Annotated in this window: 13 protein-coding genes and 1 tRNA gene; 9 read left to right on the forward strand and 5 right to left on the reverse strand. The window is 70.0% G+C overall.

Translation table 11 applies throughout. The features are described from left to right. Nucleotides 1-106 precede the first annotated feature (106 nt). The 3 genes from ABN611_RS11845 to ABN611_RS11855 all read right to left on the reverse strand — a co-directional run bounded on the left by ABN611_RS11845 (nucleotide 107) and on the right by ABN611_RS11855 (nucleotide 2,922). The gene (locus tag ABN611_RS11845) at nucleotides 107-1,942 is read right to left on the reverse strand and encodes a hypothetical protein (protein WP_350279884.1); all 1,836 of its coding nucleotides are present in this window, start codon (nucleotides 1,940-1,942) and stop codon (nucleotides 107-109) included. Beyond that, nucleotides 1,927-2,682 (reverse strand): ABC transporter ATP-binding protein, encoded by a 756-nt coding sequence (locus ABN611_RS11850; protein ID WP_350279885.1) that lies wholly within the window; start codon nucleotides 2,680-2,682, stop codon nucleotides 1,927-1,929. The genes ABN611_RS11845 and ABN611_RS11850 overlap by 16 nt, the downstream gene beginning before the upstream one ends. 156 nt (nucleotides 2,683-2,838) lie before the next feature. Continuing rightward, nucleotides 2,839-2,922: transfer RNA gene (locus ABN611_RS11855), tRNA-Leu, on the reverse strand. A 170-nt stretch (nucleotides 2,923-3,092) separates the two neighbouring features. On the opposite strand from ABN611_RS11855, the gene ABN611_RS11860 reads away from it, so the two are divergent. The 6 genes from ABN611_RS11860 (at nucleotide 3,093) to pknB (ending at nucleotide 10,679) form a co-directional block, all read left to right on the forward strand. Next, nucleotides 3,093-3,935, forward strand: a complete 843-nt coding sequence (locus ABN611_RS11860; RefSeq protein ID WP_350279886.1) for a DUF3662 and FHA domain-containing protein — start codon at nucleotides 3,093-3,095, stop codon at nucleotides 3,933-3,935. 10 nt (nucleotides 3,936-3,945) lie between these two features. Then, nucleotides 3,946-4,425, forward strand: coding sequence for an FHA domain-containing protein (locus ABN611_RS11865; protein WP_350279887.1), 480 nt, complete (start codon nucleotides 3,946-3,948; stop codon nucleotides 4,423-4,425). Between the two features lie 10 nt (nucleotides 4,426-4,435). Continuing rightward, nucleotides 4,436-5,851, forward strand: a complete 1,416-nt coding sequence (locus ABN611_RS11870) for a protein phosphatase 2C domain-containing protein (protein WP_350279888.1) — start codon at nucleotides 4,436-4,438, stop codon at nucleotides 5,849-5,851. Next, a complete protein-coding gene (locus ABN611_RS11875; protein ID WP_350279889.1) occupies nucleotides 5,848-7,245 on the forward strand; it encodes an FtsW/RodA/SpoVE family cell cycle protein in 1,398 nt (465 codons plus the stop codon). Before ABN611_RS11870 ends, ABN611_RS11875 begins: the two co-directional genes overlap by 4 nt. Continuing rightward, nucleotides 7,242-8,696, forward strand: a complete 1,455-nt coding sequence (locus ABN611_RS11880) for a penicillin-binding transpeptidase domain-containing protein (RefSeq protein ID WP_350279890.1) — start codon at nucleotides 7,242-7,244, stop codon at nucleotides 8,694-8,696. Before ABN611_RS11875 ends, ABN611_RS11880 begins: the two co-directional genes overlap by 4 nt. 126 nt (nucleotides 8,697-8,822) lie before the next feature. After that, entirely contained in the window at nucleotides 8,823-10,679 is a 1,857-nt protein-coding gene (pknB, locus tag ABN611_RS11885; protein ID WP_350279891.1) for a Stk1 family PASTA domain-containing Ser/Thr kinase, read from the forward strand. A 58-nt stretch (nucleotides 10,680-10,737) separates the two neighbouring features. Here pknB and ABN611_RS11890 read toward each other — a convergent pair whose 3' ends face one another. Both ABN611_RS11890 and ABN611_RS11895 read right to left on the reverse strand, forming a co-directional pair. Then, complete coding sequence (locus ABN611_RS11890; protein ID WP_350279892.1) at nucleotides 10,738-11,355, reverse strand: aminodeoxychorismate/anthranilate synthase component II; 618 nt, start codon at nucleotides 11,353-11,355, stop codon at nucleotides 10,738-10,740. A gap of 8 nt (nucleotides 11,356-11,363) precedes the next feature. Next, a complete protein-coding gene (locus ABN611_RS11895; RefSeq protein ID WP_350279893.1) occupies nucleotides 11,364-12,134 on the reverse strand; it encodes a DUF881 domain-containing protein in 771 nt (256 codons plus the stop codon). Nucleotides 12,135-12,234: 100 nt separating this feature from the next. Between ABN611_RS11895 and ABN611_RS11900 the strand changes: the two genes are divergently transcribed. From ABN611_RS11900 to ABN611_RS11910, 3 genes are all read left to right on the forward strand, one after another. After that, nucleotides 12,235-12,495 carry a cell division protein CrgA gene (locus ABN611_RS11900; protein WP_350279894.1) on the forward strand — a complete coding sequence of 87 codons (261 nt, stop codon included), beginning with the start codon at nucleotides 12,235-12,237 and terminating at the stop codon, nucleotides 12,493-12,495. Nucleotides 12,496-12,735: 240 nt separating this feature from the next. Beyond that, on the forward strand, nucleotides 12,736-13,344 hold the full coding sequence (locus ABN611_RS11905) for a hypothetical protein (protein WP_350279895.1): 609 nt from the start codon (nucleotides 12,736-12,738) through the stop codon (nucleotides 13,342-13,344). A gap of 82 nt (nucleotides 13,345-13,426) precedes the next feature. Further along, nucleotides 13,427-13,951, forward strand: a complete 525-nt coding sequence (locus ABN611_RS11910; RefSeq protein WP_350279896.1) for an EXLDI protein — start codon at nucleotides 13,427-13,429, stop codon at nucleotides 13,949-13,951. Nucleotides 13,952-14,038 lie beyond the last annotated feature (87 nt).

Below are 14,038 nucleotides of genomic sequence, written 5' to 3' on the forward strand. Positions count from 1 at the left end.
ACCGACTACGCCGGGATCGCCGGCCTGATCGCCGCGGCCGCGGTAGCCCTCTGGATGCTCCGCAACCACCGCGCCGTGGCCTCCACCGCCCGCCACCGCGGCACCCCTACGCTGCGGCTACCGCGGCCGACCCACCCGGAGCGCGCTTCTTCGCGCGGTAGTAAGTAAGCCCGCCGTAGGCGTACATCGACAGCCCCAGCGCGCCCATCAGCACGATCACGACCCACTGCCACGGACCGTCCTGGTGGAGGGCCAGGAACCATGACTTGGTGTCGTGATTGCCGGTCAGCTTGAACACCGCCGGTACGACGGACTGCGGGAACAGCGGGATCGCCCCGAACCCCAGGCAGACGTGGGCCAGCGCGCGCCGCCACCTGGGCAGCGCCTCGAGCCCCGTGGACTTCTTGGCCTGCTCCACGGGCGACCGCCCGTGCCTGAGCAGCGTGAGGAGCTCGGGCCCGTGCGTGTCGAGGCGCCGGGCCGCGACGCGTCCGAAGTACCACCAGGCCAAGACACCGGACAGGATGCCGACCGGCACGCCCCACCAACCGAGGGACAGCGCGATCACCAGCGCCGGGCCGCAGGTCGTCGCGACCAGCACCAGCATCACGTAGACGACGCCCATCGTCTCGCCCTCGTTCTCACCCGAGTTGAGCGGGTTGCCGGACCGCCTGTGCGCGTCGGTCGTCGGTACGGCGGCATACACCGACGCGGCCACGACCAGACCCGCCGCACCACCCAGCAACGCGGGCAGCACGCTCAGCACCAACGGCCACGCGCTCGTCACACCGGACCACCACGTCAGCAGCACAGTGATCAGCAACGTCGACGGACCGAACACCAGCAGGAACGCCCGCTGCCGCGCCCGCACGTCGGGCAGGTTGGCGCCTGGTGTCATCAAGGTGGTCCAGTACGCCGTACCGTCCGAGCCGTACAGGTTGCCGGCCATCGAGCCCGCCATCACGAGAGCGGCCGGACCGGCCCAGGGCAGCATCGACTTCAGCCCGATCGCCAGCGGCATCATGCAGAAGAACAGCCCGTAGGCGATGGCGAACACGACTCGGTGGCCGTAGAGCAGGTCGCGTGTCCAGGACCGGAGCTCCTTCGCTGCCGCTGCCCCCTCGGGAGACCTTGCCGTCAGCAAGCGCCTCGGCTTCCGGCCGGAGCGGGCAGCCGTCGCCCGGCGTACCAGTAGGGCTGACCACGCCAGGAGCATGAGCAGGGCGAGCACCACGAGTCCGGCCAGGGCCGCCAGCACCTTCAGCCAGTCGCCACGGCCGGCCGCCTCCACGGCGACCAGGCCCCAGCCCGACGGGGCGATCCGCGCGGCCGTCGCGACCGTGCCCTGCACGTCGGTCGACACGAACGCGGCGATCAGCGCCCACCCCTGCGCGGTGAAAGCCAGGATGAACGCGTTGACGAGCGCTGCGATCACGGCGCCGGACCGCAGCTGCAGCAGTACGCCGTACACCGCGACAGCGAGCCGCGACGCCAAGACGAAGCAGAGCAACTGCAACAGCAGCGCGGGTACGGCGACGACGGCCGCCGCGCTACCTCCGCTGGCGACAACCAGACTGAGTAGTGCGATGAGGCTGACGACGGGCGCGACACCTGCCAGCGCGGCGACGAGCAGACCGGTCGAGAGCGTGCGCGGCGGCAGCGGCGTCATCGTGAAGTACTCGGGCTTGAGCGTCTCGTCGCCGCCCCCGGCGAACAGCGGCCCGACCACCCACCCCAGCATCCAGACGGCGAGTACGACGACCAGTACGTCGTGATCGCCCCGCGCCGCGACCCACAGCGTGCCGCCCGCGAGGACCAGGCCGACGAACGCGCCGGTGAGGATCCACGACCGCCGGAACTGGTCCTCGAGCGCGTGCCGGAACGCAGCCAGCCGCATCCGTACCAGCGTGTGCGACGTCTGGTAGGTCAGCGCGAGAGCCACGTCAGGCCCTCCGCACCCCGGGTCGACGCACCGACCAGCGACACGAACGCGTCCTCCAGGCTGCCGCCGGCGCGGACCTCCGCCACGGTGCCCGCGGCAACGACCTTCCCGTCCGCGACCACGGCCACCCGGTCGCACAGCTGCTCGACCAGCGCCATCACATGGCTCGACATCACCACCGAGCCGCCGCCGGCGATGAACCGGTGCAGGATCGTCCGGATGGTCGCCGCGGACACCGGGTCGACCGCCTCGAACGGCTCGTCGAGCACCAGCAGCCGCGGCGCGTGCAGCAACGCGACCGCGAGCCCGAGCTTCTTCCGCATCCCGGTCGAGTAGCCGATCACCTGCTTGTCGTCCTCGTCGTCGAGCTCGAGCACCTCCAGCAGCTCGGCGGCCCGCGCCCGCACCTCGTCCTCGGGCAGCCCGCGGAGCAGGCCGAGATAGGTGAGCACCTCCCGCCCGGTGAGCCGCTCAGGCATCCCCAGCCCGTCCGGCAGCACGCCGACCAGCGCCTTCGCCCGCTCCGGCTCCCGCCAGACGTCGACGCCGAAGATCCGCGCGGTCCCGGCGTCCGGCCGCAACAGCCCGACCGCCATCGACAGCGACGTCGTCTTCCCCGCCCCGTTCGGCCCGAGCATCCCGAAGAACGACCCGGCCGGCACGCTCAGACTCAGGTCGTCGACCGCCCGCTGCGCACCGAAGACCTTCAGCAGCCCCTCGAGCTGCAGTGCTTGCTCCATGGCCTGAACTGTCCCACCGGGCCGACGTGCCGGTCGTCACACTGACGGCGGACCCCGGCGGTCACCTCCAGGGCGGAGGTCGTCCGGTGACCGGACGACCCCGGAAAAGCAAAAATCCCGGTCGATCGACCGGGACTTGCTCTGTGACCTGCTCTGTGCGCGAGGGGGGAGTTGAACCCCCACGCCCTTTCGGGCACACGGACCTGAACCGTGCGCGTCTGCCTATTCCGCCACCCGCGCGCTGCCGCCTGGAGCGATGTCCTGGCGACGAGGAGAAACAGTAGCACGGGTTCCGCCGGAGCTTCACATTGCGGGTTGGGTCGAACCTCCCGATACGATCGATCGTCGTATCCGGTGTGTCCGCCCGCCGGTGGACGAGGGTTCGACGTACCGACCGTGGAGGAGGAGGCGTGCGACCGCTGCAGCGCTTCGAGCGACGCCTGGAAGGCATTGTGAGCGGTGTCTTCGCGCGTGCTTTCAAGGGTGACGTCGAGCCGATCGAGCTGGCGGCGGCACTCAAGCGTGAGATCGACAACACCGCGCGGATCCTGTCCCGGGACCGGCGGCTGGTGCCGAACCACTTCACGATCGAGCTCGGGCCGGACGACTTCGAGCGGCTGAACGCCTACGGCCGGACCCTGAACCACGAGCTCGCCAACGAGCTGCGCGACCACGCCGACATCCAGCGCTACACGTTCTCCGGGCCGATCGACATCGAGCTGGTCCAGCGCGAGGAACTGCCGACCGGTAAGTTCCGGGTGGTCAGCGAGACGGTCGGGACGCCCCAGCGGCGGCCGGCCGCGTACCAGCAGCCCGAGCCCCAGCCCTACGAGCAGGAGCCCTACGTGCCGCCGAACCCGCCGGTCGTCCCGCAGTACCAGCAGCCGCAGCAGCAGCCGCCCCAGCAGCAGCCGCGGCGCGGTCACCCGCAGGTGATGCTCGAGGTGAACGGCCGCCGGCGCCCGGTCAACCCGCCCGGCGTGGTGCTCGGCCGCGGTACCGACGCGGACATCCAGATCAACGACCCGGGCGTCTCCCGGCGGCACGCGGAGATCCGGCTGATGCCGGAGGGCCCCGGCGGGATCCGGGTGGTGCTGGTCGACCTGGGCTCCACCAACGGCACGCTGGTGAACGGCCGCCGGACCACCGAGGCGGAACTCACGGACGGCTCCACCGTCCGGATCGGCAACACGACGATGACGCTGCGTCTGGCGGACGAGCCGATGGTCCAGCCGCCGAGCAGCGGGTGGTGACAGAAAGTCCATGTCGGAACTGACCCTGACCCTGATCAAACTGGGGTTCCTGGCCCTGTTGTGGATGTTCGTCCTCGCGGTGCTCTCCGTGATCAGGTCCGACCTGTTCGGCGCCAAGGTGCAGAGCCAGGCCGCGGCCGCCGTACCGCAGAACAGCCGGACCCCGAAACCCGCGAAGCCGGCCAAGAAGCGCAAGGGCCTGCCCGGGTCGCTGACCATCGCGGACGGTCCGCAGGCCGGGGTCGGGGCCTCGCTGGTCGACGAGCCGGTGATCATCGGCCGCGGCTCGGACTGCCAGATCCGGCTGGACGACGACTACTCCTCCACCCGGCACGCCCGGTTGTTCCTGTCCGAGGGCCAGTGGTGGGTCGAGGACCTCGGCTCCACCAACGGCACGTACCTGGACGGCGCCCGGGTCACCCGCCCGGTCCCGGCCGAGATCGGCGGTTCGATCCGGATCGGCCGGACCACGCTGAACATCGCGAAGTAGGCCTGCCCCGATGACCCTGTCGCTCGACTACGCCACTCTCTCCGACGTCGGACGAGTCCGCCGCAACAACGAGGACTCGGCGTACGCCGGTCCGCACCTGCTGCTGCTCGCCGACGGGATGGGCGGCGCGGCGGCCGGTGAGGTGGCCAGCGCGGCCGCGGTCCAGGTGATCCGCCGGCTCGACACCGCCGAGATCAGCGGCGAGGACATGATCGAGGCGCTGGCCGGCGCGGTGCACCGGGCCAACGAACGGCTGTCCGAGCTGGTCGAGGAGGACCCCGAGCGCGAGGGCATGGGGTCGACCGTCACCGCGCTGATGTTCGACGGCACGCAGCTCGGGCTGGCGCATCTCGGCGACTCCCGGGCGTACCGGATGCGCGACGGCAAGCTCTACCAGCTGAGCCACGACCACACCTTCGTGCAGTCGCTGGTCGACGAGGGCCGGATCTCCCAGGAGGAGGCTTTCACCCACCCGCACCGGAACCTGATCCTGCGCGTCCTCGACGGCCGCCCGGACTCCGACCCGGACCTGGAGATGCTCGACGTCCGGGCCGGCGACCGGCTGATGCTGTGCAGCGACGGCCTGCCCGACTACGTCAGCGACGAGGTGATCGCCGCCGCGATGGCCTCCGGTACGCCGGACTCGGTCGTCGTCGACCTGATCACGCACGCGCTCGAGGCCGGCTCGAACGACAACGTCACCTGCGTCGTGGCGGACGTCGTCGAGACCGCGCCCGCCAGCGGGACCCAGCCGCAGCTGGTCGGCGCCGCCGCCGAGCTCGCCCAGGGCAGCACCGGCCGCGGCGAGCCGACGACGGCCATCCGGGTCGGCGGCGGCGAGGGCCACGGCGGCGGCGGTCACGGCGCGCACGGCGGCGCGGTCGACCCGGAAGAGCTGCGGTACGCGCCGCGCCCGCCGAAGCGGTTCCCGTGGCTGCGGCGGATCGCCGTACTGGTCGTCGTCCTCGGCCTGATCGTCGGCGGCGCCTGGTTCGGGTACAGCTGGACCCAGAAGCAGTACTACGTCGGCACCGACGGCGACTACGTGGCGATCTTCAAGGGCGTCGAGGCGGACCTGCCCGGGTTGTCGCTGTCGAGCGTGTACGAGCGGCAGTCGCTGCAGGTCGACAAGCTCCCGACGTACAGTCGCGAGCAGGTGGAGGCCAACATCCAGGCGGACGACCTGCCCGGTGCCCGCTCGATCGTCGCCGAGCTGCAGCAGACGGCCGCAGAGTGCGCCGCGAAGGCCAAGCCGACCCCGACGCCCAAGCCGTCGACCACACCGCCCGCCTCGAAGCCCCCGGTCACGACACCGCCCGCCACCGTGCCGCCGAAGACGGTGCCGGTGACGACGGTCCCCAGTACGACGCCCAGCACCACGCCGAGCACCCCGGTGGACCCTGACGACTGCGACGGGGTCCGATGAGCATCGCGTCCACGTCGGTCATCCAGATCATTCCGCGCACCCGGCGCGGGGTGGAGCTGCTGCTGCTCGTGATCGCGATCGCGGTCTCGGTCGGCGCGTACGTGAACATCGGCATCACCGTCCAGGACAAGGTCCCGGCCAGCACCGGGTACTACGCCGCCGGCATCGGCCTGCTCGCCCTGATCGCGCACCTCGCGCTGCGATACCGGGCGCCGTACGCCGATCCGGTGCTGCTGCCGTGCGCCGTGCTGCTGAACGGGCTCGGTGTCGCGATGATCCACCGGATCGACCTCGGGCTGGCGATCGTCGCGGAGGCTCGCGGCCGGGTCCCGAAGGCGGCCGCGGCACCGCAGCAGATCACCTGGACCGCGGTCGGCATCGTGCTGTTCCTGGTCGTGATCCTCGTGATCAGAGATCACCGCCGGCTCCAGGCGTTCACCTACACGGCCGGCCTGGCCGGTCTGGTGCTGCTGGTGCTGCCGCTGATCCCGGGCCTCGGCGTCAACCTGAACGGCGCGCGGATCTGGATCCGGCTGGCCGGGATGTCCTTCCAGCCCGGTGAGTTCGCGAAGATCTGCCTGGTCGTGTTCTTCGCCGGCTACCTGGTCGTGAAACGCGATGTGCTGACGCTCGCCGGGCACCGGTTCCTCGGGCTGGACCTGCCGCGGGCGCGTGACCTCGGGCCGATCGGCATCGCCTGGGTGGTCAGCCTGGGCGTGCTGGTGTTCGAGAGCGACCTCGGCTCGTCGCTGCTCTTCTTCGGCCTGTTCCTGTTCCTGCTGTACGTCTCCACCGAGCGCGCGGGCTGGCTGATCATCGGCGGCCTGCTGTTCGCCGGCGGCGCCTTCTTCGCCTACACGACCTTCGGGCACGTGCACCGCCGGGTCACCGACTGGCTGGACCCGTGGGCGATCGACGGCGGCCAGGTGAAGCTCGGCCTGATGGGCCAGGCCTGGGGCGGGATCCTCGGCCGCGGTCTCGGCCAGGGCCACCCGGAGGCCACGCTGTACGCGCAGAGCGACATGATCATCTCGTCGTTCGCCGAGGAGCTCGGCCTGACCGGGCTGATCGCGATCCTGCTGGTCTACATGCTGATCATCGAGCGCGGCCTGCGGACCGCGCTCGGCTGCCGGGACATCTTCGGCAAGCTGATCGCGACCGGCCTGGCGATGTCGTTCGCGCTACAGGTGTTCGTGATCGTCGGCGGCGTCACCGGGCTGATCCCGCTGACCGGTCTGGCCACCCCGTTCATGGCGCTGGGCGGTACGTCGCTGGTCGCCAACTGGGCGATCATCGCGCTGCTGCTGCGGATCAGCGACCAGGCCCGGCGGCCGCAGACCCCGGCCGCTCCAGTGTCCGACGATACGATCGCGATGGCGGTGCAGAAGCAGTGAATTCGGCGATCCGACGACTGGCCGTGGCGGCGATCATCCTGCTGCTCGCGCTGATGGCCAACTCGACGTACCTGCAGGCCTTCCGGTCGAACGAGATCAACGGGCGCAACGACAACAACCGGGTCCGCGACTCGCAGTTCTCGGTGAACCGCGGCCCGATCCTGATCGGCAGTACGCCGGTCGCGCAGAGCAAAGAGGTCGACGACCGGTTCAAGTACCAGCGGACCTACGCGTCCGGCCAGGTGTACGCGCCGGTGACCGGGTTCTACTCGTACCTGTTCGGCCGCGGCGGTCTCGAGCTGACGATGAACTCGGAGCTGAACGGCTCGGACCCGTCGATGGCGTTCCGGCGGATCATCGACGTGATCAGCAACCGGCCGCAGCAGGGCGGCAGCCTGACCCTGACGCTGAACGCCGCGGCCCAGCAGGCGGCGTACAAGGGTCTGGGCAGCAAGACCGGCGCCGTGGTCGCGATCGAGCCGAAGACCGGGCGGATCCTGGCGATGGCGAGCCGGCCGTCGTACGACCCGAACCAGCTGGCCTCGCACGACAACGAGAGCGTCGCCGCGGCCTGGAAGAGCCTGAACGCCGACAAGGACAAGCCGCTGTCGAACCGCGCGGTGCAGGAGCTCTACCCGCCGGGGTCGACGTTCAAGCTGGTCACGATGGCGGCCGCGCTGTCCAGCGGCAAGTACACGCCGGAGACCCAGGTGGCCTCGCCGGCCGAGCTGCCGCTCCCGCAGACCACGGTCCCGCTGGTCAACGAGGACGGCAAGAACTGCGGCGGCAGCAACAACGCGACGCTGACCGTCGCGCTGCGGTACTCCTGCAACACCGCGTTCGGCACCGTCGGGATGGCGCTCGGCCCGGACGCGCTCCGCGAGCAGGCCGCGAAGTTCGGCTTCGGCGCGCGGCCGCTGGCCGAGCTGCCGAGCGTGGCCACCAGCCGGTTCCCCGGCGACCCGAACGAGCCGCAGACGGCGCAGTCCGCGATCGGCCAGTTCGACGTCCAGGCCACCCCGCTGCAGATGGCGATGGTGGCGGCCGGGATCGCGAACAAGGGCGAGGTGATGAAGCCGTACCTGGTCCAGAACGTGAAGACCCCGGACCTGAAGACGGTGTCGGAGACCAAGCCGGAGTCGCTGCACCAGGCCGTCACCCCGGAGGTCGCGAGCCAGCTGACCGCGATGATGGTCGACGTGGTCGCGAACGGCACCGGCAAGCCGGGCGCGATCGGCGGCGTGCAGGTGGCCGGCAAGACCGGTACGGCGCAGACCGCGAAGGACCGGCCGCCGTTCGCCTGGTTCACCGCGTTCGCGCCGGCCGACGACCCGCAGGTCGCCGTCGCGGTGCTGATCGAGAAGGCCGACGTCGCCCGGGACGACGTGGCCGGCGGCAGGCTCGCGGCGCCGATCGCCAAGCAGGTGATGGAGGCGGTGCTGGGCCGATGAAGAGCCGATGAGCACCATACGGAATGATGCGATGACAGGGCGTCTTTCCAACGGGGTTCCACGTGTGGCGGCCGCTACCGTGGGCAAGTTGAGTTGTGTTTCGCAGACAGGTTGGAAGGCTGAGTCATGACATCGCAGGCACGTCTCGTCGGCGGCCGGTACGAAGAGGGCGAACCGCTCGGCCGCGGCGGCATGGCGGAGGTCCGCAAGGGCGTCGACAACCGGCTCGGCCGGAGCGTCGCCATCAAGCGGCTGCGGGTCGACCTGGCCAGTGACGCCACCTTCCAGGCCCGGTTCCGGCGCGAGGCCCAGTCGGCCGCGTCGCTGAACCACCCGACGATCGTCTCGGTCTACGACACCGGCGAGGAGCCGGACCCGAGCGGCTCCGGCGTCACCATCCCGTACATCGTGATGGAGCTCGTCACCGGCAAGACGCTGCGGGACCTGATCCGCGAGGGCCGCAAGATCATGCCGGAGCGCGCGCTGGAGATCACCTCCGGCGTGCTCGAGGCGCTGGACTACAGCCACCGGGCCGGCATCGTGCACCGCGACATCAAGCCCGGGAACGTGATGCTGACCCCGCAGGGTCAGGTCAAGGTGATGGACTTCGGCATCGCGCGCGCGGTCGCCGACACGTCGTCCACGATGACCCAGACCGCGGCCGTGATCGGCACCGCGCAGTACCTGTCCCCGGAGCAGGCCCGCGGCGAGACCGTGGACGCCCGCTCCGACCTGTACTCAACCGGCTGCCTGCTGTACGAACTGCTCACCGGCCGGCCGCCGTTCGTCGGTGAGTCGCCGGTGTCGGTGGCGTACCAGCACGTCCGGGAGCAGCCGCTGCCGCCGTCGTCGTTCGACCCGGACATCCCGCCGGAGGTCGACGCCGTCGTCCTGAAGGCGCTCGCGAAGAACCGCGAGGAGCGGTACCAGAGCGCGTCCGAGATGCGCGCCGACATCCACCGGGTGCTGGCCGGCCAGCAGGTGACCGCGCCGATGGCCGCGGTCGCGGAGACCCGGCAGCTGGCGCCGACCGCGGTCGCCGCCGCGGCCGCCACCCAGCAGTACGGGCAGCCGGGCGGGAACGACGTACTGCCGCCGGGCGGCGACGACCTGGAAGAGGAGGACGCGCGCTCCCGCCGGAACCGCGGCCTCGCGTACTTCCTGCTCGGGCTGGCGATCGTCGCGATCGCGATCGGGGCCTACGCGCTGTTCTCGAACCTGAACGACAACAACAACGCCGGTGGCGGCGGTACGACGGCCACGCCGCCGGCGAAGGTCGCCGTACCCGACGTCACGGGCAAGTCGGTCGCCGACGCGACCGCGCTGCTGGCCGCGGAGGGCCTGAAGTTCGCGCAGGGACCGTCGGAGGCCAGTGACACGGTCGGCCGCGGCTCGGCCATCCGGCAGACCCCGGACGCGGGCACCGAGGCCGAGCAGGGCTCGACGGTCACCGTCGTGTTCTCGTCCGGTCGGAGCGCGTTCCCGGTGCCGGACGTGATCGGGAAGTCCGAGTCCGCGGCCCGGAAGGCGCTGGAGGGCACCTCGGCCAACTTCAAGGTCAAGGACGAGGTCAAAGAGGTGGACAGCGACCAGAAGAAGGGCACGGTCGTGTCCGTGGACCCGGACCCGAGCGGGTCCTACCCGGCCGGCACCGAGTTCACGCTGACCGTGTCGACCGGCGTGGTGAACGTCGAGGTGCCGAGCGTGGTCACGCAGACGCAGGACGACGCGACGAAGACGCTGAAGGATCTCGGCTTCCGGGTCGGGTACGCGACGGCGGACAACCCGGGCGCGCCGGACCAGACCGTGCTGAAGCAGAGCGTGGAGGCCGGGACCAAGGCACCGAAGGGCACGTTGATCACGCTGACGATCAACAACCACGAGGAGCAGCCGACACCGCCGCCGAGCTCCACGACGCCGACGCCGACGGACACACCGCCCACCAGCCTGCCCACCACGCCGGGCATCACGATCGGCGGCTGAATCAGCAACCAACAGAGCCCCTCGAAGCGAGCGCTTCGAGGGGCTCTTCGCTGAGTGGCTAGCCGACGACCGGGGCCAGGCCGGCGGAGCGGGCGACCGCGTCCGGGTCGCCGCAGATCGCGAGCCAGTTCGCGAGCATCCGGTGGCCGCCCTCGGTGAGCACGGACTCGGGGTGGAACTGCACGCCCTCGACCGGCAGGTCGCGGTGCCGGGCCGCCATGATCACGCCGGCCTCGGTCCGCGCGGTCACCTGCAGCTCGTGCGGCACGCTGTCCTGCGCGATCGCCAGCGAGTGGTACCGCGTCGCGGTGAACGGCGACGGGAGCCCGGACAGCACGCCCGCGCCCTCGTGGAACACCTGGCTGGTCTTCCCGTGCAGCAGCTCGTCGGCGCGCCCGACGACCCCGCCGTACGCGACGCCGATCGCCTGGAGGCCGAGGCAGACCCCGAAGATCGGGACCTCGCCGCCCTTCTCCCTGACGATGTCGACGCAGGCGCCGGCCTCTTCCGGTGTCCCGGGGCCGGGGGAGAGCAGCACACCGTCGTACTCACCGGCCTGGTCGGGGGTGACCTCGTCGTTGCGCAGCACGGTGGTGTCGGCCTGCAGCTGCTGCAGGTACTGCACCAGGTTGTAGACGAAGGAGTCGTAGTTGTCGACGACAAGGATCCGCGGCATGCGGTCCATTATCGCCCGCTCGCGGTCGGACTGACCGACGGTGTCCGTTCGAAGCCGGGAACGGTGGCGCTCTGCAGGTCCAGAGTGCCCTCGTACGCCGGCATCGAGATCGACGACTCGTTCTTCACGTCGTACCCGAGCTGGAACTTCACCACGTAGTCCTGCAGGTTCTCGATGTACTCCGAGTCGTCGAGCGCCTGCTGCAGCTTCCGCCGGTCGCCGATCGCGGTGATCTTGTACGGCGGCAGGTACGGGACGCCGTGCAGGACGACGGAGTTGCCGACGCACTTGATCCCGGTGGTGGAGATGACCCGGTGGTTCTGGATCGAGATCGCGTCCGCGCCGCCGGCCCACAGCGCGTTGACCACCGCCTGGATGTCCTGCTGGTGGATCACCAGCCAGTCCGCGTCGACGTCCGGGTTCTCCTTGACGACCTCGGACGGCGCGTCCTTCAGCGTCACGGTCAGGCCCGGGCCGGTGACCGGCGTGGTGCCGACCTGCACGGACAGGTCCTTGAGCTGCTTGGCGATCGCCGGGTCGATCGAGCCCTGCTGCGCCTGCAGCTTCTCGATGTCCTGGGTGAGCGCCGCGTGCTGCCGGACCAGGCTGGCGCTGCGCCGGGACTGTTCCTCGACGAGGCCCGCGAGCGTAGTGTTGCGGCTGGGGCGCAGGTCGGTCCCGCGGGCGTTGGTGGCACTGGTCGCGAACAGCAGACCGGCGCACATCAGCGCCAGTGGCGCGCCGGCGCGCCACAACGAAATCCGCCTCAACCTACGCACCCGTGATCTCCACATTGCTCTCTGCACTACGCTAACCCGGGACCGGACCCGAACAGGTCCTGCTGCGGTCAGCTTATGCGTCCTTACAAGGAGTTCAGTCGTGCCCGAGTCGAGCAGTCGCAACAAGAAGAAGACCGAGAAGGTCAAGGCGGAGAAGACGCCGAAGAGGCCACGCACCACCAGCCGCGTGTGGGTGGCGCCGCTGATGCTGTTCTGCTGGCTGCTCGGGCTCGCCTGGCTGGTCGTCTTCTACGTCGCCGGCCAGGACATCCCGGTGATGAGCGACCTGGGCAACTGGAACCTGCTGATCGGCATGGGCCTGATCGCGGTCGGCTTCATCGTCTCCACCCAGTGGGTCTGACCGCAGCACGGTAGATCAGGCGCAGTTATCCACAGTCGTATCCCCAGTTGTGCACACCGATTCCGGTGAGTTGTCCCCAGGTTGACGCTCGGTTATCCACGGGTAGTGGTGAAAACTCGTAGAAATCTGTGGATAACTCAGGTTTGAGTGACCCAGTTTCCACACCGTTCACGTCGGCTGCCCACAGGCGTAACGTCGGGAATCGGCAGCGAGCGATCGACGGGACGGGGAGGGTCTCTCATGTTCGTTCAGGTCATTCAGGGGCAGGTCACCGACGCCGAGCAGGCGCACTCGGCGATGGATCGGTGGATGGAAGAACTGGCGCCCGCGGCGTCCGGCTGGCTGGGGACGACGGCCGGGGTCACCGAGGACGGCACGTTCATCGCGTTGGCGCGTTTCGACTCCGCCGACGCCGCCCGGCGGAACAGCGCGAAGCCGGAGCAGGACAAGTGGTGGCACGAGTTCTCGTCGCTGCTCAGCGACGGCGCCACCTTCCACGACACGGAGGACGTCGTACTGGACCTGCACGGCGATCCGGACGCGGCCGGGTTCGTCCAGGTCATGCAGGGCGCCGGCAGCAACCCGGAACGGGCGCGGGAAGTGATGGGGCAGCACCGCGACGAATGGGCCGCGTTCCGGCCCGAGATCCTCGGCAGCGAGGTCGCGATGTACGACGACGGCGACTACACGATGGCGATGTACTTCACCAGCGAGGCCGAGGCTCGCGAGGGCGAGCGGAAGGAAGTGCCGGCGGAGCTCCAGGCGGACATGGACGAGATGAACAGCCTCGCCGCGGGCCCGCCGACGTTCTACGACCTCCAGCACCCCTGGCTGTACTCGCCGAAGTAGGGCGTCTCCACTTCTACGTAGAGCTATACGTAGACATCTGCGTACCCATGTGCGTATAGTTCTACGTAGGAGGAGACAAGCGATGCCCAACAAGACGATCTACGTGTCCGACGACGACCTGCCGCTGTACAAGCGGGCGCAGGAGCTCGCGGGGAACCTGTCCTCGGCGATCTCGATCGCGCTCCGCAAGTACGTCGAGCTGGAGGAGGGCCGGCTCGAGGGGTACGACGAGATCACCGTGCGGGTGGGCCGGGGCACCGGCCGCAAGCAACGGTTCTCCGGCGTGCTGCTCGCCGAGGGCGGCCGGTCGAGCAAGGACGGCTACGAGGCCTTCAAGGTCTACCGCAGCCGGACCGGCAAGTTCGTCCTGCACGCGGACCGCCGCAGCACCTTCAAGCAGAACGCCGACGACGAGCGCTACCTGACCGGCTGGCGTTCCTGGGTCGGCAACTGGAGCACCGACCAGTCGTGGAGCATGGCGCAGGGCGAGGCCACCCTGCACGTCGTGGACACGATCGAGGAGCTCCGCGCCCTGATTCCCGAAGACCTCTACGCCCTCGTCGAGGAGGCCGCCGACCAACCGGCGGTCGAGGACCTCGACATCTAACTGATCCCTCGCGAACACCCGGCGACCGTCCCGGTCGGCCGGTAGGGCACGCACGCCCGAATCCTCCTCCCGCAGACCCGTCAAGCC

Origin of the sequence: Kribbella sp. HUAS MG21, from assembly GCF_040254265.1 — a bacterium.
In the GTDB taxonomy this organism is placed as follows: Bacteria; Actinomycetota; Actinomycetes; order Propionibacteriales; family Kribbellaceae; genus Kribbella.